This window comes from Halomonas sp. OfavH-34-E, from assembly GCF_024124525.1.
GTDB classification, from domain to species: Bacteria; Pseudomonadota; Gammaproteobacteria; order Pseudomonadales; family Halomonadaceae; genus Halomonas; species Halomonas litopenaei.
In genome coordinates this window covers 1-22359 of record NZ_JAMXRY010000042.1, presented here as the reverse complement: position 1 = coordinate 22359, position 22359 = coordinate 1, and the positions used below count along the sequence as shown (strand labels likewise).

Below are 22359 nucleotides of genomic sequence, written 5' to 3'. Positions count from 1 at the left end.
TATATCTGGATTGCGAATAACTGAATTGTACTGGTCTGTAGTCACCATATTCTGGGGCATAACCAAGAAGGAGCCCCACCAAGGGTCGATTCCCTCGGTGCAGATTAAACAAATTTTATAAAGGGCCGATCCCCATGACCGCTATCGCTTCCCATCTCGTCGCTGGCCAGATCGGTGAACGTGCCTCTCCGGGCCATCAGCACGCCTGCCACCGTGCCTCCGGTGTGGCCAGTCGCCAGCTGACGCTGGCGCTCGATACAACAACACAGGAGACAAGTTGATGGCCAACACACCACTGGACGAACCAAAGAAAGGGCCTCTGGACGGCGTGACGGTACTGGACTTCTCGCGGGTGCTTGCAGGGCCCTACTGCACCATGGTCCTGGCGGACCTTGGCGCCCGCGTCATCAAGGTCGAGAAGATCGGCACCGGTGACGACACACGAGAGTTCGGCCCCTTTGTCGAAAACGAAAGTGCCTACTTCAGTTGCTTCAATAGAAACAAGGAAAGCATCGTACTGGACATCAAGTCGCCGCGTGATCGCGAGTTGCTGGAGCGCCTGCTGGACGAGGCCGATGTGCTGGTGGAGAACTTCAGACCCGGGGTCATGGAGCGTCTTGGCTATGGTCCGGAGCGCCTCGCCCAGACCCATCCTCACCTGATCTATTCCTCGATTTCAGGCTTCGGCCACACCGGCCCGTTCAGCGAGTTGCCAGGCTACGACATGGTGGTGCAGGCCATGGGCGGCGTGATGAGTCTGACCGGTTGGCCGGACGGTGAACCGGCCCGAGTCGGTACCAGCTTTGGCGACCTGAGCGCGGCCCTGTTTGCGGCGGTGGGCATCATTTCTTCGCTGTATAGCCGAACCAAGGACGCCCAGGGGACCCGTGTCGATATCGGCATGCTGGACTGCCAGGCGGCGATGATGGAAACGGCGCTGGCACGCTACGACATCGAAGGCGTCGTACCGAATAGAACCGGTGATTGCCACCCGTCGCTGGCGCCTTTCGAAAGCTTCAAGGCCGAGGATGGCAAGCTGGTCATCGCCGCCGGCAACGACACCCTGTTTCTGCTGATGGCCGATGCCATCGGCGCCTCGCGACTGGCCTTCGATCCCCGGTTCATCACCAATGATCTTCGCTGCCAGAATCGCCCGGCGCTGGTGGAGGAGATGGAGCGCATCCTGACGACCAGGCCCGTGCAGCACTGGGTCGACCTGCTCAACGAGGAAGGCGTTCCCTGCTCACCGATCAACACCATCGACAAACTGCTCGATCATCCCCAGTTGAAGGCGAGAAACATGATCGTCCAGGTCCAGGGAAGCGCCGGGAAGCCCTTCAGGACGGCGGGCAACCCGATAAAGATGACCGGCAGGGTGGACCTTGGCAGCGACACACCGCTGGTGGCGCCAGGCCTGGGTCAACATCGACAGGCCATTCTCGATGAGTTGATGGCGCGTCACGGTTCCTATTGCCTGCCTTCCACGCCAGGGCAAGCCGGCAAGGCGCGGTCGGCCAAGGCCGGCGCGACATCTTCGGGGCAACGTCAAGGAGCCCAGAGCGATCAAGCAGCGATGGCCAGGCAAGACTCGCGCAAGGCGAGTGGCAGCGCCGCCACCCGGATAAAGGGTGGCCAGTCGGCCTCCGACAAACAGGGTCAAGAACCCGCTCGAGATCTGGGCAAGCGGGTCGGAAAACCATAGTCGTCAGACGCGTTTTTTCATCAGATGTACGCCGCTTGGCGATATCGGGTCGTGAATATCCGGTGTGGCGCGGCGCAGTCAGGTCGCATCACGACCAGGCGAGGTTGCGGCCGCAGGTGGGAGCGTATCGAACCGATACGTAGCTGGTTTACGGGTAACGTCAGGAGACAAGAGATGAACAAGAAGGTCGAAGAACAAACACGGAATGTTGCCTCCGAGGCTTCGTTTGAGGCAGGTAACGGTGAGCCAGAGATGATCGTGGTGGAACGCCGTGAACGGGTCGGGCTGATCATCCTGAATCGCCCGAAAAGCTTGAACGCACTCAATCGCCAACTGGCGGAAGAAACGCTAGCGGTACTGCGCGAGCTGGACGCCGACCCCGGCATCGGTGCCATCGTGATTACCGGCAACCCGAGAGCCTTCGCGGCCGGCGCCGATATCGAGGAGATGGCCGAGAAGTCGTTCACCGATTTCTACATGGATGACTTCCTGGCCCCCTGGGACGAGGTGCGCCAGATTTCCAAGCCCATCATCGCTGCGGTGGCCGGCTTTGCGCTGGGCGGCGGCTGCGAGCTGGCCCTGCTGTGCGACATGATCATCGCCTCCGACGACGCCCAGTTCGGGCAACCCGAGATCAAGCTGGGGATCCTGCCCGGCATCGGTGGCTCCCAGCGACTGGCACGTTCGGTCGGCAAGGCGATGGCGATGGACCTGGTGCTGACCGGTCGCAACATCGGCGCCCAGGAGGCCAAGGAGATCGGGCTGGTGGCGCGAGTCGTGCCGAAGGATGAGCTGATGCAGACTGCCCTCGAGGCGGCGCACACCATCGCAGGCTACAACGCGCCAGCCGTCAAGATGGCCAAGCGAGCGGTCAACGCGGCCTTCGAGACCCCGCTGGCGGAAGGCCTGCGCCAGGAGCGTCTACTGTTCCAGGCGGCCTTTGCCACCGAGGGGCAGAAGGAAGGCATGAATGCCTTCGTCAAGAAGCGTGCGCCGGTCTTCCGCCATCGCTAGACGTCGGCCGAGCTCGCGACGAAAGACAACCAACAGCGTCGAATACAGAGCGTCAATCATTGACCGGGGCAGGAGGGGTGGATGCCGTTTGTGACGATCAATCTAGTGAAAGGGAAGTCGAGAGACTACGTCAGGGCCGTGGCGGATCAGGTTAACGCCGCCGTCATCGATACCATGGGCTTCCCCGACGACGATCGCTACCAGGTGATCAATGAGTGCGAGCCGGAGAACCTGCAGTTGCAACGGCGTGATTCTGATCGCGTCATGATGCACCTGGTGATGCGAAGTGGCCGTCCGGACGCCGACAAGAAGGCGTTCTACGCCAGGGTCGTCGAGTCACTTGCCGAAAACCCCGGCATCCCCCCGCATAACGTCATGATCACCATCACCGAGAACCAGGACATCGACTGGTCATTCAGGGATGGTGTGGCGCAGTTCTGTGAAACCTGAAGACGGACGCGCCGAGACGACCATGGCCCGCGAATAGCGGGCCATTTTTTTAGGCGTAGAAAGCCAAGACGTGATGGCGGCGAAGGGGCGAGCCGCCCGGCATCGAGGTTGCCTGGCGAACAGGATGCGGGAGCCGAGGCTCTCAGTTTATGGGGCAGGCCTTGCCTTGGCCTGCCTGAGAATCGGGACAGAGGATTCACTGGTTATCGGGCGGTACGGCCTCGTTGAGCTGCTGGTGTCTTTGCCAGCGTTCGTGGGCCTCCTGTGAGTAGGTGCGCGAGGGGGTGCGTTCCATGCCTGCGCCAGCGGTACCCATACTGACCAGGCGCAGCAATGACGCCGTGGCCAGGATGACGATCAGCAGTGCCGGGAAGCCGCCCAGGTTGGACAGCATCTTGATGCCATCAACGCCGACGAAGCTGGTCATGATCCAGGCGACCGCACCGATGGTGCAGCCCCACAGGATCTTCAGCGGAAGACGGTAGCTGGCATTGTCATCGTTGCCATCGCCGGCGAGGGCGGCCTGGCTGTCGTTGCTGCATAGCTGGCTGATGGCCTCGGTGTTGGAATCTGCGGCGGTGACGTAGGAGAGAAAGGCAATTGTCAGAAAGGCGATGGCGCTGAGCCCACCCAGCGGCAGCTCGTCGAGGAGCGCGTAGACCATGGCCCCGGGACCGCTTTCCTGAAGCAGGGCATGCATGCTGCCGCCCGAGCTCAGATCCATGTGCAGGATGCTGCCGCTGGTGACAGAAACATAGGCAATGGCGAACAGTGCGGGGGCGACCAGGTTGATCAGCATGAATTGGCGCACCGTGTAGCCTCGCGAAATGCGACCGAGGAACAGCGCCGTGATGGGCGCCCACGCCATCCAGTTGGCCCAGTAGAAGATGCTCCAGTCCTTTGGCCAGGGGTCATCGGCCAGGGCGCCGGTAAACAGACTCTTTTCGATGAACTGGCCGAGATAGGCACCGCTGGACTCCACCCCGTAACCGAGGATGTCACGCGTCGGCCCGAACAGAAAGATGAAGGCCATGAAGGCGAAGAAGGCTCGAGCGTTGAGGGCTGACAGCATTGCGATACCGCGTTGCAGACCGCTGGCGGCGGAGGCTGTGAACACCGCCACGATCGCCAGGGTCACGATGCCCAGTGCCAGCGGCCCGGTTCCCGTGCCGAGGAAACGGTCGACACCACCGGCCAGGGTCATGGCGCCGGTGCCGAGTGACGACGCCATGCCACAGACCAGTGCAAACAGCGCCAGCGCATCCAGCAGGCGCCCGGGGCGACCAATAAGGCGATCGCCCAGGATAGGGGTGAACAGGGAACCCAGCGAGAAGGGCTTGCCCATGTTGTAGTGGGCGATGGCGAACATCACTGCCGGAACGGTATAGATGGCATAGGGCGTGAACGACCAGTGCAGGAACATGGTCGACAGCGAGAAGCGGGTCGCATCCAGGCTATTGGCGGTGATATCCAGCGACGCCGGAGGGTTATGCAGATGATAGAGCGGCTCGGCCGTCGACCAGAACATGATGCCTACCGCCACCGTGGTGCACAGGGTGATCGAGAACCAGCGCCACGGCGAGAGGATGGGAAGGGCGTTTTCGCCGCCGATCCGGGTTCGTCCCAGAGGGGACAGGAAGACGATCAGGCAAGTCATCACCATCACCAGTGAGGTAAGGGAGAACAGCCAGCCGACGTTGTCGAGAATGGCGCTGTTGAGGCCGCCGGTGACGTCCAGAAAACGCTCTAGATCGAGCATGCTGGCGGCGAGCGACAGAATCAGCAGGATGAAGGGGGGCCAGAAGACCAGAGGTCGCATCCGATGGAACATAGCGACTCCTTTTATTGTGGAGGCGAGGGCGAAGCCCTGGCAGGACGCCACGGGGCGTCCTGCCAGAGTCAGTGGAGCGGGGAAGCCAGGCGTCGACGCAGGACGGCGTGGTGCAAACTCGGCCGAGTTGGATCTGTGCCAGCCTTGTTGAACGACTGTGGGTCGAACTACTGGTAGGTGGCCTGGTCGGCACGGTTGGCGGCCAGGCGTTCTTCGTCCAGGTCAAGGCCGAGGCCGGGAGCCTCCGACAGCGTCAGCCATCCTTCCTTGTCTGCCAGTAGTGGGCTTGTCAGCGGGAAGTCGCGCTTTTCCGGTGTCCATTCCGGTGGGTCGAAGGGATACTCCAGATAGGGCGCGCCGGCCGGGCCGACAGCACCGGCGGTCAGGTGCAGGTTGGCAATGACGCCGATGCCGTTGCCCCAGGTATGTGGCGTGAACAGCTTGCCGGCGTCGACGATCTGACGGGCCAGGCGCGCCAACCCCAGCATGCCCACCGAGCAGACGGCGTCGGGCTGATAGACATCGAGGCATCCCTGACGCAGCATTTCAGTGAACTCGTAGGGTTCTCGTGTCATTTCGCCACCGGCGATGTGCAGCGAGGTCGCCTCGTTCAGTCTGGCCATACCCTCGTAGTCGCCGCGGTACAGAGGTTCCTCCATCCAGTAGACGCCCTGGTTCTCGAGCTCCCGGGCCACTTCCAGCGCCTGGGAAAACTGCCAGGGTGCCTTGACGTCCCAGGGCATGCGCCATCCCTGGTTGCAGTCGACCATCAGCTCCAGTGCATCGCCGACGGCACTGCGAACGGCGCCGAGCACGGCCAGATCCTCTTCCAGACGGGGACGCCCGAAGCGTAGCTTCAAGGCAGCAATGCCTGACGCCTTCACTTGTTCTGCCAGAGCGACCACCTCGTCGAGGGGACGATGGGTGCCGCTCGAGGCGTAGGCACGCAAACGGTTCGAGACACCGCCCATAAGGCGCCAGACCGGGGTCTCGAGGATCTTGCCGGCGAGGTCCCACAGGGCGACCTCCAGGGGCCAGCAGCGGCCAGCGTGGAAGCCGATGTTATCGATCACGCCAGCGTGGCGCTCCAGATCGAGTGGATCCTCGCCGATGAACAGATGACGAAAGTCATCAAAGCCGTACATCACATCCCCGGAGCCGATCCCTTCGCGTCCTTCGCTGTCGATCACCCGCACCAGGGTCGCCGGGAAACGACGGCGCGGTTGGCTGTCCCAGGCTGCGGGAAAGGGGGGATCAAGCTCGAACTGGTGATGGCTGATCTCGATGCGTGCAATTCGACACGCCTGGCCGGGGGCGGTGAAGAGCGGGGTCTGCATATCGTTGAGTCGCGGCGTCGTCATGCGAGTGCCTCCTGCGCTTCGGCGGACGAACCCTGCTGCAGACGCTGCCGGCGACGCTGGAAGCTGGTAACGGTGAGTTCCGCCAGGGTCTGCCAGTCATCACCTTCGGGTCGGCGTGCCGCGTTGTTGGCCATCGGTGCGTTGGCCTCGTCGCGCATCTCCTCGGCCAATCGCGAGGCGTCCATCTCGACGCCGGTAAACGGCGCGAGTGCCAGGTCGAAGGCACTGGCGTCGGCGAGTTCGCGGATCAGCGCCGGCAACTCCTCGGCACCGCTGCCAGGCAGCAGCGCATGGGCGCTGGGGGCGAAGATGGCTTCATGCCCGGTGACCGACCAGCCAAGCGTCGCCTCGACGGCGATCGCCACCGCCACTCCGTGGGGCAGATGGTAGAGGCTGCCCAGGGCATGACCGATGTTGTGGGCGATGCCGGTGCCGCCGTTGTCGATGGCCATGCCGGCGAGGCAGGCGGCTTCCTGAAGCTGTTGGCGAGCCTGGAGGTTGTGCGGGTCATGCACCGCCTCGGGCAACGAGGCACCAATCAGGCGAATGGCGGCCAGTGCCTGGCTTTCGATCAGCCGGTTGCGATTGCGGCCGGTGGTCGCCTCCAGGGCGTGGACGAAGGCGTCCAGGCCCGTCGCCGCGGTCAGCGGGGCAGGCAGCGAGCAAGTGAGTCGCGGGTCGAGCAGCACGGCATCGGGCAGCAGCTCGTCACCCCAGGCCCACATCTTGCGTCCGGTGTCGTCGGCCAGTATCGAGGTGCGGGTGACTTCACTCCCGGTTCCGGAGGTGGTGGGGACCATCACCGCCGGTGCCCTGCCACACCACGGGCTGCGGCCCAGCAGATACTGATCCATTTGTCCGGGGCTTCCCGCCAGAGCCGCCACCAGCTTGGCGATGTCCAGTGCGGTGCCGCCGCCGATGCCGATCACCAGCGGAGCGTCGAGCTCGCGGACCACCCGAGCCGCCTGGTCGACGGTCGCCACGGTAGGCTCGCCAGGAGGAGCGACGAAGCGGCTAAGCGCTGCATCCTGCTCCAGTTCGGCCACAAAGGGGGCGAGCACACCGCTGGCCTCGAGTCCGGCGTCGGTAATCAGCAGGTAGCGCTTGGCTGCGTGCTGTCGACGCAGTTCCGGGAGGCGAGATAGGCAGCCGGGGCCTGCGAAGACGGGAGCCTGGCGGCCGTTTGCGTAGTCCTGTCGCATGCTGGGCTCCTCAGATCTCGATCCAGGTGGTCTTGAGTTCGGTGTACTTGTCGAAGGCGTGAAGCGACTTGTCGCGGCCCTGTCCCGACTGCTTGAAGCCGCCGAAGGGCGCGTTGATGGAGGTGTGGTCATAGCAGTTGACCCACACGGTACCGGCGCGCAAGGCCTTGGCGGCGCGATGGCCGTCGCTCAATTTGTCGGTCCAGATAGCGGCGCCCAGACCATAGTCGGTGTCATTGGCAATGGTGATGGCTTCATCGAGTGAATCCACGGTGAGCACCACCAGTACGGGACCAAAGATCTCCTCGCGGGCCACACGCATATCGTTGCTGACGTCATCCAGCACCGCCGGTGTCAGGTAGTAGCCGCCGCTGTCACGGTGAACCCGTTCACCACCGAAGCGTAGCCGCGCGCCTTCCCGCTGGCCCTCGGCCAGGTAGTGCTGGACCTTTTCCAGCTGGGGCTGCTCGATCATGGCGCCGATCTGATTGGCGGGGTCGAGGGGATCGCCGGGTGCCAGCTTGTCGGCCCAGCTTTCCAGTCGTTCCAGCAGGGCTTCCTTGACCTCGCGGTCGACGATCAGTCGCGTGCCGGCGTGGCAGGTCTGGCCCTGGTTGTACCAGACGCCGTAGGCGACATACATCGCGATCTTGTCCAGATCCTCGACGTCACGAGTGACGATATGTGGGCTCTTGCCGCCGCACTCCAGGCCGACTCGCTTCATGTTGGATTCCGCCGAGTAGGCCAGAAACCGCTTGCCGATCTCGGTGGATCCGGTGAAGCCAACCGCATCGACGTCCATGTGGCGCCCCAGGGCTTCACCGGCCTCGTGGCCGAGTCCGGTGACGACCTGGAAGGCACCGTCGGGAATACCCGCCTCGGCGGCCAGCGCTGCAACCTTCAACGTCGCCAGGCTGGACTGCTCGGCGGGCTTCAGGATCAGGGAATTGCCTGCACCCAGCGCCGGGCCGATCTTCCAGCCGGCGATGATCAAGGGGTAGTTCCAGGGCACTACCGCCGCGACCACGCCCACCGGCTCCCGGTCGATCATGCACACGCTGGAAGGTCCATTCGGGGCGGTCTCGCCGTAGAGCTTGTCGAGGGCCTCGGCGTAGTAGCGCAGACCACCGATCAGCCCAGGGATATCGACGCTGGTGGTCTGAGAGATGGGTTTGCCGGTCTCGAGGGTCTCGAGCAGTGCAATTTCGTCGGTGTGTTGCTCGATCAATTGCGCCCAGCGCAGCAGATAAGCCTTGCGCTCGGTGGGTGGCAGGTCGCGCCAGGTCCCCGCATTGAAGGTGTCACGGGCAATCGTGACGGCACGATCGACGTCTTCTGCCTGGCAGGCGGCGACGGCGACGAGGGATTCGCCGGTGGCGGGATTCTCGGCGGTGAAGGTCGCCCCACCGGCCGCGTCACAGAACTGACCGCCCAGGTAGGCCTGGTGCGGCAGGCTCAGGCTACTGGCCAGTTGCTGCCAGTCGGTCAATGAGCGCTCTGTCATCGTGTGAATCTCCCGAGGTCATGAACTGTAGTCGGCATCCTAGGCAGCAGCAGACGCTGCAACAAACGACCATTTTGCAGTCGCACCATTCGTAAAAGTCATGAAGATCGGGGTATTCTTCGATGTTTTGTGCAGAATTGATGATTCGTCACGAGTTTTTCTAAGGGGAGCCCATGCAGCGTTCACTACCACCACTCAACGCCCTCAAGGCCTTCGAGGCCGCCGCCCAGTGTCTGAGCTTTACCCAGGCAGCGACCCGCCTGTGTGTGACCCAGAGCGCCGTGAGCCGCCAGGTCAAGCTGCTCGAGGAGCAGCTCGGAGTGGCGCTGTTCGACCGAAGTGGCGGGCAATTGCGGTTGACCGCTGCAGGCAATCGGCTGCTGCCGGTACTCAGGCAGTCCTTTGATCGGATCGCCTGGACCGTCGGTGCGCTGGAGGACCAGCAGCAGTTATCCCACTTGAGGATCAATGTGCCGCCGACCTTTGCCAGTCGCTGGCTGGTGCCGCGGCTCGGTCGGCTGCACGCGCTGCACCCCTCGCTGGACCTGTCGATCACCACCCGATTCGAAGATGATCTGTTGAATCATGCCGAGATGGACGGCGTGATTCGCTTCGGCGCCGGCGAATGGCCGGAGCTCGACGCCGAGCTGCTGATGCAGGAATCCCATGTGGCGGTGTGTGCCCCGCAGTTGCTGGAGGGGCGGCGAGGGCGTGAGGTGGATCTGACTCGTCATACCCTGCTGCATGTACTTCGAGACGATGACCGTTTCCAGACCTGGCAGCACTGGCTGCGAGCGGCAGGCATCGAAGGCGTCGAGACAGATGGGGGGCTGGCCTTCGACGTCCTCGAGCTCGCCATCCAGGCGGCCATCAATGGCATCGGGGTGGCGGTGGCCGATCGCCACATGATCGGCCGTGAATTGATGCGCGGGGATCTGGTGCAACTGCTGGACGTCGAGGTCACCGGCCATCAGTCCTACTGGCTGGTGACGCGTCAAGAGCAGCAGGATTCCACCAACATGGCGCTGTTTCGTCGCTGGCTGCGCCAGGAGATCAGCGATCCACCTGCGTGAGTGTGGCGTCGATGCTCACTGGAAACGCGCCAATTCGCTTCAGCCGATCGTTGTGTCAGAGGTCAGCAGTTCACGGATCAGCATGATCAGTTCGTCCCCTGCGGGGTGCTGGAAGCTTGGCGAACGATGGAGCTCGAGCTCGGCCGGTGGCAGCGGCGGGAGGCCATCGGTGTCGCCGAGTATGCGCCAATCATCGGGTAGGGTGCGGCGATCAGCGACGGTCACTGCGTCGCGCTGGTTCACCGCCATGCGCAGGCCGGTGGGGCTCTGGCTGGTGTAGTGCAGCGACCACTGGCGACCTTGGCGCGTCAGGCTGTCGAGGGCGCGTTGCCGGTAGGGGCAGTGGTCGGGGAACAGCGCCAGCGGTAGCGCTGCCTGAGGGTCGTGATCGAAGTCGCGATGGGCGGCCCACACCAGGGATTCGGCGGCCAGGATGTCCCCATTGCCATGATTGGCGTGACGCACCGTGAGCGCCAGGTCGAGTTCGCCGGCCTCGAGTGCCTCTATCAGCTCGCTCGACATGCGGCAGTGGATATGCGGGCGAATACGAGGATGGCGCTGAGCGAAGCGATCCAGCAGTCGCGGCAGCCAGATCTCGGCGTAGTTTTCAGGCAGTCCGAAACGAATCACCCCGTCGCGATCCCCATGACCGAGAGCGCTGATGGCTTCGCGCTGCAACTGCAGCAGGCGGCGCGCGTAGACCAGAAAGATCTCGCCATCCTCGGTCAGGCTGAGTTGACGGCTGGTGCGATATACCAGCGGACTGCCTACGCGCTCTTCCAGGGTGCGAATGCGCTGGCTGATGGTCGATTGCGTCTTGTGCAACTGCCGGGCGGCCGCCGTGAATCCCCCATTCTCGATCACCGCCACGAAGGCGCTGAGCAGTTCGGTGTCCAGGATCGGCAGGCTATGCCCATCGGTTTTGTCGATGGAATGCATCGGAACGAATCGTTTCCTCGATGATTGAAGTTTCCCCACTATGCCGCTGAACCCAAGACGAGACCAGCGTCGACTGGTCGTCCCTTCCCCGGCTCACCGAGGAGAACCCTGATGCTTACTGCACAGCAACTGGCCGATGCCGAACGCCATGACCTGACAGACCTGGTCGATAGCGAACGCTATCCTCTCGATCGTCCTGATGATCCTGTCCTGCTGTCGGCCATCGCCACGGCCCGCAAGGACCTTGATCGCGAGGGCTGTGCGGTGCTTCGCGGTTTCCTGCGCCAGGACCGACTGGCGCAGATGCGCGAGGAGTGCCATGAACTGGCGCAGAAGAGCTTCTACAACAGCCGTGAGGTGAACGCCTACTTTACCGCTGACGATCCCGAGTTGCCTGAGCAGGATCCTCGCCGGCTGTTCATGACCCGCACCAGCGGTTTCGTGACCCGCGACATGATCACGGCGGATCGCATCATGCAGCGCATGTACGTTTCGCCAGGCATGAAGTCGCTGGTCGCCCGCTGCCTTGGCGAGGACAAGGTGTATGAGTATGCCGATCCCTATGCCGGGCTGGTGCTCAACGTGCTGCCCGACGGCACCCAGCAGCCATGGCACTACGACACCAATGAATTCATCGTCACCATGATGACCCAGGCGCCAGAAGAAGGCGGCAGCTTCGAGTACTGCCCGGACATCCGTACGCCCCAGGAGGAGAACTACGAGGGAGTCGGCGCGGTGATTCGCGGCGAAACACGTGAAGGCGTGCGTCGCCTGGACCTGCAACCCGGTGATCTTCAGCTGTTCAAGGGGCGCTTCAGCCTGCATCGCGTGACTCGTGTGGAGGGTGACACGCCGCGACTGACGGCGATCTTTGCGTATTCCAAGACGCCTGGCGTGGTCGGTCGTCTCGAGCGCACCCGCCAGCTGTATGGCCGGGTGTCCGAGCTGCATATCCAGGCCGAACAGGATCGGGCCGAACGCGCCGATGGCCTGCTCGACTGAGCCTCTTCGCCATTCAATCCCAGGGAGCAACGCTGATGAATATGGATCTGGACGCAATGGGCATCCTGCCCCCGACCCATCGCCCCGAAGACTGTGAACCGACGCAGCAGGAGATCCCGCAGATCCTGCTTGACCGGCTTGCTCGCGTACGGGCTCAGCTCAAGTCGCGCGACATTTCAGCCGCGGTACTGTTTGACCCGGCCCATGTGCGCTATGCCACCGGTTCCAGAAACATGCAGGTCTACAGCTCGCGCAACCCGGCGCGCTATGCCTTCGTGCCCGCCGAGGGGCCGGTAGTGTTGTTCGAGTTTTCCGGGTGCGAGCATCTGGCCTCTCATCTGCCGACGATCGACGAGATCCGTCCGGCGAAGGCGATCTCGTACTACTTCAACGAGCGTAATACCCACGCGGTCACCGAGGCCTGGGCCGATGAAATCGACGACCTGATTCAGCGCCAGTGCGGCGGTGGCGGCAAGGTGGCACTGGAGAGCGCGACCTCCCAGGCGGCGTTTGCGCTGAAGGAGCGTGGTTACCGGGTGCTGGATGCCCAGGAGCCACTCGAGCAGGCCCGTGCCTACAAGGTGCCCAATGAGATCAAGATGATCCGCTCGTCGTTGCGTGCTGTGGAGGAGGGCGTGCGTCAACTTGAGGCCAGCATTCGGCCCGGCGTGACCGAGAACGAAGCCTGGTCGAAGCTGCACCAGCATATCGTCGCGACCGATGCGGATTTTATCGAGACGCGTCTGATGAACTCCGGGCCGAGAACCAACCCCTGGTTTCAGGAGTGTTCCGACCGCCGTATCCAGTCAGGAGAGCTGGTAGCGCTGGATACCGATGTGGTCGGACGCTACGGCTACTACGCCGACTTTTCGCGCACCTTCCTGTGCGGGCGTGATGCCCCATCTCAGACGCAGAAAGATCTGTATCGCATGGCGTACGACCAGATTCAGACCAACATGGCTAATCTCAAGCCTGGGGTGAGCTTCAAGGAATACGCCGAGCGTGCCTGGGAGATTCCTCCCGCCTACAAGTCTCGCCGCTACTTTGCCCTGGCTCACGGGGTCGGCATGAATGGCGAGTATCCCTACATCGTGCACCGCGAGGACATCGACGATAAGGGCTACGACGGCGTTATCGAACCCGGCATGACCCTGTGTGTCGAGAGCTTCATCGGTCATGAAGCTGGGGGCGAAGGGGTGAAGCTCGAAGAACAGCTATACGTCCGCGAAGACGGCCAGGTGGAGCTGCTGTCGGACTATCCATTCGATGCCCGTCTGCTGGGCTGACGATCCCCAGGATGCGCCACCGATCGTGGGTGGCGCATTCCGTTAACTCATGCAAGGTATGAGAAATGCGTCGGCTTGATCAGCATCGTCTCATGCTAGGCTTTTCCACTTGCCTTGCCGACAATCAGAAGAAGGAGTTTTCATGAAGAAATTTTCCGTAACTCTGCTGGCGCTGGGTGTCATGTCTGCTGGCAATGTGTCCGTTGCCGACGACAAGTCACTGACCATCGGCACCAACAATTGGGCCGAAAACATCGCCGTTGCCAACATGTGGAAGATTCTCCTCGAGGAGGAGCATGACTATGACATCGAGCTGTCGGATGTCGGCAAGAGTGTGCTCTACAGTGGTCTTGCCAGTGGCGACTTCGACCTTTCACTCGAGATCTGGTTGCCGACCACCGATGCGCCCTTTCTGGAACCATACCGCGATCGCATCGACGTCCACGATGTCTGGTATCGCGGGACTGGCCTGGGGCTGGTGGTCCCAAGCTACGCCGATATCGACAGCATTGCCGAGCTGAAGGAACAGGCTGAGCGTTACGAGTATCAGGGCGGCCCCTCAATTCTTGGCATCGATTCGGGGTCTGCCATTGCGGGCCTGACCGACGACGTGATCAGCGCCTATGATTTGCCCTTTGACCAGATCAATAGCTCTGGACCGGCGATGATGGCGGCGCTTGATGGTGCCTACAGCCGCGAAGAGCCGATGGTGGTGACGCTGTGGAGTCCTCACTGGGCCTTCGCCGAGTACGACCTCAAGTACCTCGAGGATCCCAAGGGGATCTATGGTGACAACGAGGACATCTACTGGATGGCACGCCCCGGTCTGGACGAGGATGATCCCTGGCTGACATCGGTGCTCAATGCCTGGCATATGGATGATGATAGCCTTGGAACGCTGATGGCTCGGATAGAGGAAACAGGGGATCCCGAAGAGGGTGCCCGGGACTGGATCAACGACAATCGTGATCTGGTCGATAGCTGGATCGACGACGCCTCCGGCTAGCCCATTGCCTTGAAGGGCCGTGCGCAACCGGCCGTACCCGAAGACGCGATGGGAGAAAAGGCGACGTCGCCGGCCCGCTTCGCTATCGTCGTCCCTGGGTGGTACGGCCATCTGTGGTCATGAAGTCGACCGACTTTTCTGTTTGAAGAACGTTTTCAAACGACCAGGGTTCCATCTCGTCACCATGACAATGGTGGAGGTGGAGCCCCACCAGGGAGGTGCCATTGAGGCTAGTGCGACGTCCCTACCGCTTGGCCAGTATTCCCCCTTCGTTTACGCCTGAGCTCTGCGCCAAAGCCCTTCATCAAACCCCTCACCAAAGCCGCTTTCCCGGGAGTCGGGCTAGAGCGGTCGCCCATCCAGTGAATGTTCCATGATCGCAAGCGTCAGTGTGAAGTGATGCTGGGCGACGCTGAAGGCGTCGTCTGCGCGTCGTTCGAGGATGGCCTGGACCAGTTCACGATGTTCCCGTCTTGCCCTTGGCAATGATTCGGCGGGGTAGGGTTCAGAGCCGAATCCCAGGGTGGCTCGCGCCGTCAGTTGGCGTGACTGCGCGACCAGATGGTGATTGTCGGCCATCTGCATGATGCAGTCGTGAAGGCGCTCATCGAGTTGGCGGGCGACGGAGGCGTCGTCGGTGTCGCAGAAGCGGTCCAGCAGCGCCTGCAACGTTTTGGCCTGGGCCTCGTCGTGACGCTCGGCGGCGGTTCTGGCCACCAGCCCCTCCACCAGACAGCGATAGTCGAAGAAGTCCCTGAGCTGGGGCAGCTCCTGTCCGAGGATACGCTGGGCGGTGTTGGGCGAGGCCTCGTCGACCCGTTTGAAGGTGACAAAGGTACCGCCATCACGACCACGGCGGGATTCGATCAGGCCAAGCTCGCCCACGATCTTCAAGGCGCCGCGGACGGTGACGCGACTGACCCCCTGGCGCTCCGCCAGGTCGCGCTCCGGCGGCAGGCGATCCCCGGGGGAGTAAGCGCCAATGGCGATCGCCGTCACGATCCGGTCCGCCAGCTCCTGGGTGGCCGAGCGGGCGCCGCCGGCGCCTGGCAGGTCGGTTCGAGACGGTTCAATCATAGGGTTCTCTCCAAAAGGTATTGTCACAATACCTTTAAGTGTGATTTTCTAAAAATGAAGCGGCCAACGTCGCTGTGTCCGGCGCACTGTCGCAGGTCGCGAACCGCGTCCGGGTCTGCTGGCGGGTTCGAGTATACACGGCGCCGTCAGATTCTTGACCGGCCAAGGGAATGCACAGCAAGAGGCCGCCCAGTGTCGCCACGCAGGCAGCCTCGACCCGGTGGACGTCTTCGACCGCTCGATGGCGGGAGATCCCCGCCTTGCCAACTAGAACAAGAGGAAATCACCGATGAGTGACAATACCCTGGAGAGTCTGGGCTACACCCAGGAACTCTCACGAACGCTCAAGCTGAGAGATCTGGTGATCTACGGCCTGATCTTCATCGTGCCGATCGCTCCCTTCGGTATCTTCGGCCACGTCATGAGCGCCAGCGGTGGCATGATCGTCACCGCCTATGTCATCGGACTGGTGGGGATGCTGTTTACCGCCATCTGCTACTCCCAGATGGCCAAGGAATTCCCGGTAGCAGGCTCGGTGTACTCCTACGTGTCCCGCGGGGCGGGCAGCTTTGCCGGCTTCGTCGCGGGCTGGATCATGCTGCTGGACTACATCCTGATTCCGGCGCTGTTGTACGTGGTGGGGGCGCTGGCGATTCACGACATCTTCCCGTCGCTGTCACCGATCCTGCTGGTGGTGGCCTTCGTCGTATTCAACACCTACATCAATATTCGCGGCATCAGCTTTACCGCCGCCTTCAACCGCTGGATGCTGGTGGCCGAACTGCTGGTGCTGGCGGTGTTTCTGGTGGTGGGGGTGGTGGCCATCAGCAACAACGTCAACGGTGCCGTCTTCTCGATGGCCCCGGTCTACGATGCCGATGACTTCTCGCTGGGGCTGATCATCTCTGCGGTGCCGATCGCGGTGCTCAGTTTTCTGGGTTTCGATGGCATCTCCACCCTGGCGGAAGAGGCCAAGGGCGGTGGCAAGGCGGTCAGCAAGGCGATCTTCCTGGTGCTGTTGATCATCGGTGGCCTGTTCATCGCCCAGACCTGGGTGGCGGCGCTGATCCAGCCCGATCCCGCCTCGTTCAACAATCTCGACACCGCCTTCTATGAAACCGCACGTATCGCCGGGGGCGGCTGGCTGGCGGTGCTGACCGCCGCGACCACCGCTATCGCCTGGGGCGTCGCTGACTCCCTGGTGGCCCAGATCGCGACCGCGCGAATCCTCTACAGCATGGGCCGTGATCGGCTGCTGCCGGCGCCGCTGGCTCGCGTTCACCCGCGCTTCAAGACGCCCTACGTCAGTGCGCTGCTGGTCGGTGCCGTGTCCATCGTCGCGGGGATCGCTTTCATGCAGCAGCTGGCGTTGTTGACCTCCATCGTGACAATCGGCGCCCTGACCGCCTTCATCATTCTGAACATCACCACGCTCTACTACTTCGTGTTCAAGAAGAAGGCAGCCAATCCTTTCCTGCATATCCTGTGTCCGCTGCTCGGCCTGGCCGTGGTCGGCTACATCTGGAGCGGGTTCGAGTCCTATACCGTGCTGATCGGGCTGGCATGGGCGGTTGTCGGTGTCGGCGTCTACGCCTTTGCCAAGCGCGGTGGACGTGCCGTGCAGATAGAAATCTAAGGCTTGCCTGAAAAGTGCCTGCGCTCGTCGATGTTGAGAACAGCGCCCAGGGCCAATTGAAAACACTCGAGGCGTCGGTCGGCGGAGACGACCGGCGCCTCGAGGTGGAGACACAAGAATGAAGATCAAGACGATACACGACGTTCATCACTGTTTTGACCACGCCCTCGAGCCGCAGGAAACGATCAGTTCCGGTGATACTCGGCGCTTCGATATTCTCGATGCCAGCGGTGGCTTGATTACCCGACACAGCCAGGCCGACGCGCTGACCCGGCTGCCGGCAGGGGAGCTCAATCCGGTGTGTGGCCCCCTCTATATGGAGGATGCCGAACCCGGCGATGTGATCGAGGTGGAGCTGGTCGACTTCGAACCGGGGCAGTGGGGCTGGACGGGGTTGATCCCGGGTTTCGGGCTGCTGGCCGACGATTTCACCTCGCCCTGGCTCAAGGTGTCGGAGTACGACAGCGAGTCGGTGTACTTCGACGAGGACATCGTGATTCCGTTTCGGCCCTTCGCCGGTACCATCGGGCTCGCGCCTGCCGAGCCGGGGCAGCACTCCATCGTGCCGCCGCGCATCTGCGGTGGCAATCTCGACATCCGTGACCTGGTAAAGGGAGCTCGGCTGTACCTGCCGGTGCAGGTCAAGGGAGGACTTCTGAGTATCGGCGATACCCACGCCTGCCAGGGCGACGGAGAGGTCTGCGGAACCGCGGTAGAGACCCGCATGGCCGCCACGGCCACATTGCGTCTGCACAAGGCGGGCAATATTCCTGCGCCGATGTTCGACGTGCCGCCGGGAGCGTCGAGCGAGGAAGATGCGGGCTTTCTGGTCACCACCGGGGTGGGGCCGGACTTGATGCAGGGCGCCCGTGACGCGGTGCGCTTCATGATCGATCGGTTGCACCGTCAGGCCGGCATGGATGAGCAGCTGGCCTACGCGCTTTGCAGCGTGGCAGGGCGGCTACGGGTCAGCGAGATCGTCGATCAGCCCAACTGGGTGGTGTCCTTCTACATGCCTCGGTCGATCTTCCGCTCGAAGAGTCTTAGAGCCATCTAGGTGTATGATCCCGGGTTGAGCTGAACTGACCTTTCCGTTCGTCAGAACGTAGGGTCAGGCCCGCGGGCCTGACCAATAACGCCGGGTGTTGTGGCACCCGGCGTTGTCGTCATGACGTCACTTCGGCTCGCTCGGCGGCCACCTGCGCAAGGACTTCCTGGTAGTTCTCGACGCCCTGGGCGCCGGTGACCAGGTAGCGGCGGTTGAACACCATGGCGGGTACCCCGCTGATGCCCTGCTGTTGCCAGAAGGCCTGGCGCTGTCGCACCGATTCGCCGCGCTCGCCCGACTCGAGTATCGTCACTACTTCGGCGCGGTCATGGCCGAGACTCGCCGCTACATCGGCCAGCACGTCGATCCGGTGGAGGTCACGACGTTCGGTGAAGAAGGCGCTGAACAGGGCCTGCTTCATGCGGTGGCCTTCGTCAGGAGAGCGCTGCTCCGCCCAGTCGATCAACTGGTGGGCGCGGAAGGTATTCACCATGCGCATGTCATCGGTGTAGTTGAAGGTGAAGCCGAGGTCGGCGCCCATCTGGGTGAGCCGTTCCCGTGCGCTGCGCGAGTCCTCATCGCTGGTGCCGTACTTGGCGGCGATATGCTCGCGCAGGTTTTCGCCTTCCTCGCCCATCTGCGGATTGAGCTCGAAGGGGTGCCAGTGCACCTCGATGTCGATGCCGCTCTGGCGCGCCGCCTCGGCGAGCTGGCGGTAGCCGATGATGCACCAGGGACAGACGACGTCGGAGACGATGTCGACGGTGATGGTGGTGTCGCTGTCGCGGCTATCTGGGGATGTGGGCATGTCGGCCTCTACTCCTGAAGAAAGGTGTCCCGGATTGGTCGTTAGCAGGGCAACCAATCTTACAGGCCCCGGGACACGATCAACAGACAAGCCTCAGATGAGTCGATCCCACAGCCCATCCTGATATTCCTTGGCACTGGCCTCGAAGCTGTCCGGGTAGACATTGCGGAAGCGGTGCTCGTCCAGCGGGATCAGTCGTGCCATCTCGTCGATCATCGCCGCCGGGTCCTGCTGCAGGTCGTCGCCGGCAAACTGCTGCTGCACCGAGCGAATCGGTTTTTCAGGGGTGAAGCAGGCGTCGGGGTCGTACCACTGGTCCAGGGTGTTGTACATGCGGTCGTTGAAGCCGGTGCGGAAGGGGCCGGGGTTGATGGTGGCCACCTTGACGCCCAGCGGGGCGAGCTCTTCGTAGAGCAGTTGCGCCATGCCTTCGAGGGCGTGCTTCGAGGCGACGTAGGGACCGAGGTAGGGGAAGGTGGTGAAACCAGCGATGGAGGAGGTCAGTACGATCTTGCCCTTGCCTCGCTCGACGAACTCGCGGGCGTAGGGCTGCACGAATTCCAGGGTCGAGAAGACGTTGGTCTCGAACACTCGGCGTACCCGGTCGACCGGGATCTCGGCCAGCGCGCCGGTCTCGCCGATGGCGGCGTTGGCCACCACGATATCGACCTGGTGTCCGTAGCTGGAAAACACCGCGTCGCGGTCGCGCTTGTCGGTGATATCGAGCTTTTCGACGGTGAGCGTCAGTTCCTGCTGCCGGGCCTTTTCCTTGAGCGAGGTGACCTGGGGCCAGATCTCCGTGGTAGCGATGACCTTGTGTCCCGCCCTGGCCAGGGCCAGTGCCGTACCTTCGCCGAGTCCGCTGCCGGCGCCGGTGATCAGAATGGTCTTCATCATCGTGCTCCTGTCTGGGAAAAGGAACGGTCGCGGCACGCCTGGGCGTAGCGCCTGACAAGGCCATTGGGCGCTTGCCTCTGGGTGCTTGCCTCTGGGCGTTTGACAATCCGGGACCCTAACGTGCCGCGACGGCGCTGCTCAACCATCGCGCCAGCATCGCGTCGGCACCCTGGCCCGTATCCTGGCCAACATCATGGCCAACATCATGGCCAGCATCGTGATCAGGGCGGCCGACCGTCGCCACCGCGAGTCCCAGCGTGCTGCCGAGGTCATGTCACGATGATGACGCTTCGGTGTCGGGGACCGTCGATCGACGATCCTTGTGCACTGCCCTTGCCTGCGAGTGTGGCCTGCGGTCCTGTCGACCCAGCGGGACCATCATCGGGCGGCCGCTGACGGGATCGGCGAAGACGTGGCTGTCCAGTCCGAATACCTCCCTGACCATGGTGGTGGTCATCACCTCACTGGCCGGGCCGCTTGAGTAGACCTTGCCGGCGGCCATGGCGATCAACTCATCGGCATAGCGCGCGGCAAGGTTGAGCTCATGCAGCACCATGACGATGGTGGTGCCGCGCTGGCGGTTGAGGTCCTCGAGCAGATCGAGCACCTCGACCTGGTGGTGGATATCGAGATAGGTGGTGGGTTCGTCGAGCAGCAGCACGTCGGTGCGCTGGGCCAGGGCCATGGCGATCCATACCCGCTGGCGCTGGCCGCCCGACAGTTCCTCCAGCACACGCTCGGCGAGGCCGGTGGTGTCGGTGGCTTCCAGCGCCTCGCTGACGGCGTCATCGTCTTCGCGGCTCCAGCGCTGAAACATGCCCTGGTGGGGGTGGCGGCCACGGCTGACCAGCTCCAGCACGGTGATGCCTTCAGGGGCGAGTGGCGCCTGAGGCAGCAGTCCCAGGCGCTGGGCCAGGCGCCTGGCGGGCAGCCGGTGCAGGTCGTGGCCGTCGAGCAATACCTGGCCGCGCTGCGGCGCCAGCAGGCGTGACAGCGAACGCAGCAGGGTCGACTTGCCGCAGGCGTTGGCGCCGACGATGGCGGTGATACCCGCTGGCTTGACCTCCAGATCGATGTTGTCGAGGACCGCTCGGTCACGGTAGCCGGCGGTCAGGCCTCGGGCACTGAGTCGGGTAGGCGTCATCAGGTGGATCCTCGGGCGTTGTCGCGCATGACGAGGGTAATCAGGTAGGGGGCGCCGATCACGCCGGTGACCACCCCCACGGGATAGCGGGCCGGCAGCAGATGCTGGCCGATAAAGTCACCCAGCAGCACGAACAGGGCGCCGACCAGGGCGGCGGGGATCAGCACCGAGCCATTGTGACGGATCAACCAGGCGGCGACCGGGCCGCTGAGGAAGGCGACGAAGGCGATCGGCCCGGTCACCGCGGTGGCAAAGGCGACCAGCCCCACCGCCGCGATCACGATGCCCAGGCGGGTGAGCGACAGCCTGACACCGAGCCCCCGGGCCATGTCATCGCCCAGGCGCATCGCCTCCAGGTCCCTGGCGAAGTGAAGTAGCGGCAGGCCAAGCACGACCAGCGCCAGCAGCAGGGGCAGGCTCTGATCCAGGTGCACGCTGTTGAGGCTGCCGGTCATCCAGCGCATGGCCTCCTGCAGTGGCCAGGCCGGGGCCTGGGTCAGCAGGTAGGCGATGGCGCTCTGGAGCATGGCGGCGAGGCCGATGCCGGTCAGAATCAGGCGGGTATCGGCGACGCCGCGGCGCCACGACAGGGCATAGATCAGCAGCGCGACGCCAAGACCGCCGACGATGGCCACCAGTGCCACCGGAGCGCCACGCAGCGACAGCATGACGATGGCGAAGACCGCCGCTGCGCTGGCGCCGGCGCTGATACCGATCACGTCGGGACTGGCCAGCGGATTGCGCAGCATGGTCTGGAAGGCGGCGCCGCCGAGGCCGAAGCAGGCCCCGGCCAGTACGGCGATCAGCGCCCGGGGCAGCCTCAGCTCCATCAGGGTGAAGGAGGCGCCGGGCACCTGCTCGCCGGACAGCACCGCGATCACCGTGGCAGGGTCGATCCATGACTGGCCCAGCATCAGGGTGAGGCAGACCCCGGCAAGCAGCGCACACAGCAACAGCGCAATGATCCGCCGGCGCTGGCGTTGGCGTTGCCGTCGCAGTTGTCTGACGGTCGACGGAGCGGACCTTGCTTGGGTGGACCTTGCTTGAGAGGACGTCGCTCGGGGGGACATGGCTTGAGTGGCCGTCGCTCGCGGGGAGGTGGTCGGTGTCGTCGTCACAGTGACCTCAGCGTGTGGCGGCGGACGATCCAGATGAAGACCGGACCGCCGAGCAGGGCGGTGACGATACCGACGTCGAGTTCTGCCGGACGGACCAGCACCCGGCCCAGAGTGTCGGCCAGTATGACCAGCAGGGCGCCGCCGAGGGCACACAGCGGCAGCAGGCGGCGGTAGTCGGCACCGACCAGCAGGCGCAGCGCGTGGGGCACTACCAGGCCGACGAATCCGATGGGACCACAGGCCGCGGTGGTCGCCCCGCAC

General features: G+C 63.3%; 21 protein-coding genes. 10 read left to right on the top strand and 11 right to left on the bottom strand.

All coding sequences use genetic code 11. The annotated features are described in order from the left end of the window. Window positions 1–134 precede the first annotated feature (134 nt). The 4 genes from NH448_RS16970 to NH448_RS16955 all read left to right on the top strand — a co-directional run bounded on the left by NH448_RS16970 (window position 135) and on the right by NH448_RS16955 (window position 3166). Window positions 135–281 (top strand): hypothetical protein, encoded by a 147-nt coding sequence (locus tag NH448_RS16970; protein ID WP_156088600.1) that lies wholly within the window; start codon window positions 135–137, stop codon window positions 279–281. Further along, window positions 281–1702, top strand: coding sequence for a CoA transferase (locus NH448_RS16965; RefSeq protein WP_083970165.1), 1422 nt, complete (start codon window positions 281–283; stop codon window positions 1700–1702). Before NH448_RS16970 ends, NH448_RS16965 begins: the two co-directional genes overlap by 1 nt. Before the next feature lie 252 nt (window positions 1703–1954). After that, a complete protein-coding gene (locus tag NH448_RS16960) occupies window positions 1955–2716 on the top strand; it encodes an enoyl-CoA hydratase-related protein (protein WP_045990964.1) in 762 nt (253 codons plus the stop codon). 81 nt (window positions 2717–2797) lie between these two features. Further along, window positions 2798–3166, top strand: coding sequence for a tautomerase family protein (locus NH448_RS16955; RefSeq protein ID WP_045990948.1), 369 nt, complete (start codon window positions 2798–2800; stop codon window positions 3164–3166). Between the two features lie 196 nt (window positions 3167–3362). On the opposite strand, the gene NH448_RS16950 is transcribed toward NH448_RS16955, so the two are convergent. The 4 genes from NH448_RS16950 to NH448_RS16935 all read right to left on the bottom strand — a co-directional run bounded on the left by NH448_RS16950 (window position 3363) and on the right by NH448_RS16935 (window position 9064). Continuing rightward, entirely contained in the window at window positions 3363–4997 is a 1635-nt protein-coding gene (locus NH448_RS16950) for a BCCT family transporter (RefSeq protein WP_045990947.1), read from the bottom strand. A gap of 167 nt (window positions 4998–5164) precedes the next feature. Continuing rightward, the gene (locus tag NH448_RS16945) at window positions 5165–6358 is read right to left on the bottom strand and encodes a mandelate racemase/muconate lactonizing enzyme family protein (protein ID WP_231498532.1); all 1194 of its coding nucleotides are present in this window, start codon (window positions 6356–6358) and stop codon (window positions 5165–5167) included. Continuing rightward, window positions 6355–7560, bottom strand: a complete 1206-nt coding sequence (locus NH448_RS16940; RefSeq protein WP_045990946.1) for an iron-containing alcohol dehydrogenase — start codon at window positions 7558–7560, stop codon at window positions 6355–6357. The genes NH448_RS16945 and NH448_RS16940 overlap by 4 nt, the downstream gene beginning before the upstream one ends. A gap of 10 nt (window positions 7561–7570) precedes the next feature. Then, the gene (locus NH448_RS16935) at window positions 7571–9064 is read right to left on the bottom strand and encodes an aldehyde dehydrogenase (protein ID WP_045990945.1); all 1494 of its coding nucleotides are present in this window, start codon (window positions 9062–9064) and stop codon (window positions 7571–7573) included. A gap of 173 nt (window positions 9065–9237) precedes the next feature. Between NH448_RS16935 and gcvA the strand changes: the two genes are divergently transcribed. Then, window positions 9238–10137, top strand: a complete 900-nt coding sequence (gcvA, locus tag NH448_RS16930) for a transcriptional regulator GcvA (RefSeq protein WP_045990944.1) — start codon at window positions 9238–9240, stop codon at window positions 10135–10137. A gap of 39 nt (window positions 10138–10176) precedes the next feature. Here gcvA and NH448_RS16925 read toward each other — a convergent pair whose 3' ends face one another. After that, window positions 10177–11076: a LysR substrate-binding domain-containing protein gene (locus NH448_RS16925; RefSeq protein WP_045990943.1), complete on the bottom strand. Its 900-nt coding sequence runs from the start codon at window positions 11074–11076 to the stop codon at window positions 10177–10179. Between the two features lie 111 nt (window positions 11077–11187). Between NH448_RS16925 and NH448_RS16920 the strand changes: the two genes are divergently transcribed. The 3 genes from NH448_RS16920 to NH448_RS16910 all read left to right on the top strand — a co-directional run bounded on the left by NH448_RS16920 (window position 11188) and on the right by NH448_RS16910 (window position 14370). Continuing rightward, entirely contained in the window at window positions 11188–12078 is an 891-nt protein-coding gene (locus tag NH448_RS16920; protein WP_045990942.1) for a phytanoyl-CoA dioxygenase family protein, read from the top strand. A gap of 35 nt (window positions 12079–12113) precedes the next feature. Beyond that, window positions 12114–13364: a Xaa-Pro peptidase family protein gene (locus tag NH448_RS16915; RefSeq protein WP_108131689.1), complete on the top strand. Its 1251-nt coding sequence runs from the start codon at window positions 12114–12116 to the stop codon at window positions 13362–13364. A gap of 142 nt (window positions 13365–13506) precedes the next feature. Further along, the gene (locus NH448_RS16910) at window positions 13507–14370 is read left to right on the top strand and encodes a glycine betaine ABC transporter substrate-binding protein (protein WP_045990941.1); all 864 of its coding nucleotides are present in this window, start codon (window positions 13507–13509) and stop codon (window positions 14368–14370) included. A 342-nt stretch (window positions 14371–14712) separates the two neighbouring features. Here NH448_RS16910 and NH448_RS16905 read toward each other — a convergent pair whose 3' ends face one another. Continuing rightward, window positions 14713–15447, bottom strand: coding sequence for an FCD domain-containing protein (locus NH448_RS16905; protein ID WP_045990940.1), 735 nt, complete (start codon window positions 15445–15447; stop codon window positions 14713–14715). A gap of 289 nt (window positions 15448–15736) precedes the next feature. Here NH448_RS16905 and NH448_RS16900 point away from each other — a divergent pair, with 289 nt between their 5' ends. Together NH448_RS16900 and NH448_RS16895 are read left to right on the top strand one after the other, a co-directional pair. Further along, entirely contained in the window at window positions 15737–17083 is a 1347-nt protein-coding gene (locus NH448_RS16900; protein WP_045990939.1) for an APC family permease, read from the top strand. Window positions 17084–17201: 118 nt separating this feature from the next. Continuing rightward, window positions 17202–18140 (top strand): acetamidase/formamidase family protein, encoded by a 939-nt coding sequence (locus NH448_RS16895; RefSeq protein WP_045990938.1) that lies wholly within the window; start codon window positions 17202–17204, stop codon window positions 18138–18140. A 109-nt stretch (window positions 18141–18249) separates the two neighbouring features. On the opposite strand, the gene NH448_RS16890 is transcribed toward NH448_RS16895, so the two are convergent. The 5 genes from NH448_RS16890 to NH448_RS16870 form a co-directional block, all read right to left on the bottom strand. Further along, on the bottom strand, window positions 18250–18939 hold the full coding sequence (locus tag NH448_RS16890; protein WP_045990937.1) for a DsbA family oxidoreductase: 690 nt from the start codon (window positions 18937–18939) through the stop codon (window positions 18250–18252). A 93-nt stretch (window positions 18940–19032) separates the two neighbouring features. Then, window positions 19033–19833, bottom strand: a complete 801-nt coding sequence (locus tag NH448_RS16885) for an SDR family oxidoreductase (RefSeq protein ID WP_253029096.1) — start codon at window positions 19831–19833, stop codon at window positions 19033–19035. A 277-nt stretch (window positions 19834–20110) separates the two neighbouring features. Then, window positions 20111–20980 (bottom strand): ABC transporter ATP-binding protein, encoded by an 870-nt coding sequence (locus NH448_RS16880; RefSeq protein ID WP_253029095.1) that lies wholly within the window; start codon window positions 20978–20980, stop codon window positions 20111–20113. Further along, a complete protein-coding gene (locus NH448_RS16875) occupies window positions 20980–21933 on the bottom strand; it encodes an iron ABC transporter permease (protein WP_253029094.1) in 954 nt (317 codons plus the stop codon). The genes NH448_RS16880 and NH448_RS16875 overlap by 1 nt, the downstream gene beginning before the upstream one ends. A gap of 161 nt (window positions 21934–22094) precedes the next feature. Beyond that, window positions 22095–22359, bottom strand: a 265-nt coding sequence (locus NH448_RS16870; protein ID WP_253029093.1) for an iron chelate uptake ABC transporter family permease subunit, incomplete at its 5' end; no start/stop codon positions are given.

Coding starts and splice junctions, on each gene's coding strand:
- NH448_RS16880 (WP_253029095.1), bottom strand. CDS start 20,980: ATGACGCCTACCCGACTCAGTGCCCGAGGCCTGACCGCCGGCTACCGT.
- NH448_RS16890 (WP_045990937.1), bottom strand. CDS start 18,939: ATGCCCACATCCCCAGATAGCCGCGACAGCGACACCACCATCACCGTC.
- NH448_RS16895 (WP_045990938.1), top strand. CDS start 17,202: ATGAAGATCAAGACGATACACGACGTTCATCACTGTTTTGACCACGCC.
- NH448_RS16940 (WP_045990946.1), bottom strand. CDS start 7,560: ATGCGACAGGACTACGCAAACGGCCGCCAGGCTCCCGTCTTCGCAGGC.
- NH448_RS16920 (WP_045990942.1), top strand. CDS start 11,188: ATGCTTACTGCACAGCAACTGGCCGATGCCGAACGCCATGACCTGACA.
- NH448_RS16935 (WP_045990945.1), bottom strand. CDS start 9,064: ATGACAGAGCGCTCATTGACCGACTGGCAGCAACTGGCCAGTAGCCTG.
- NH448_RS16900 (WP_045990939.1), top strand. CDS start 15,737: ATGAGTGACAATACCCTGGAGAGTCTGGGCTACACCCAGGAACTCTCA.
- NH448_RS16970 (WP_156088600.1), top strand. CDS start 135: ATGACCGCTATCGCTTCCCATCTCGTCGCTGGCCAGATCGGTGAACGT.
- NH448_RS16885 (WP_253029096.1), bottom strand. CDS start 19,833: ATGAAGACCATTCTGATCACCGGCGCCGGCAGCGGACTCGGCGAAGGT.
- NH448_RS16915 (WP_108131689.1), top strand. CDS start 12,114: ATGAATATGGATCTGGACGCAATGGGCATCCTGCCCCCGACCCATCGC.
- NH448_RS16945 (WP_231498532.1), bottom strand. CDS start 6,358: ATGACGACGCCGCGACTCAACGATATGCAGACCCCGCTCTTCACCGCC.
- gcvA (WP_045990944.1), top strand. CDS start 9,238: ATGCAGCGTTCACTACCACCACTCAACGCCCTCAAGGCCTTCGAGGCC.
- NH448_RS16955 (WP_045990948.1), top strand. CDS start 2,798: ATGCCGTTTGTGACGATCAATCTAGTGAAAGGGAAGTCGAGAGACTAC.
- NH448_RS16910 (WP_045990941.1), top strand. CDS start 13,507: ATGAAGAAATTTTCCGTAACTCTGCTGGCGCTGGGTGTCATGTCTGCT.
- NH448_RS16965 (WP_083970165.1), top strand. CDS start 281: ATGGCCAACACACCACTGGACGAACCAAAGAAAGGGCCTCTGGACGGC.
- NH448_RS16960 (WP_045990964.1), top strand. CDS start 1,955: ATGATCGTGGTGGAACGCCGTGAACGGGTCGGGCTGATCATCCTGAAT.
- NH448_RS16905 (WP_045990940.1), bottom strand. CDS start 15,447: ATGATTGAACCGTCTCGAACCGACCTGCCAGGCGCCGGCGGCGCCCGC.
- NH448_RS16950 (WP_045990947.1), bottom strand. CDS start 4,997: ATGTTCCATCGGATGCGACCTCTGGTCTTCTGGCCCCCCTTCATCCTG.
- NH448_RS16925 (WP_045990943.1), bottom strand. CDS start 11,076: ATGCATTCCATCGACAAAACCGATGGGCATAGCCTGCCGATCCTGGAC.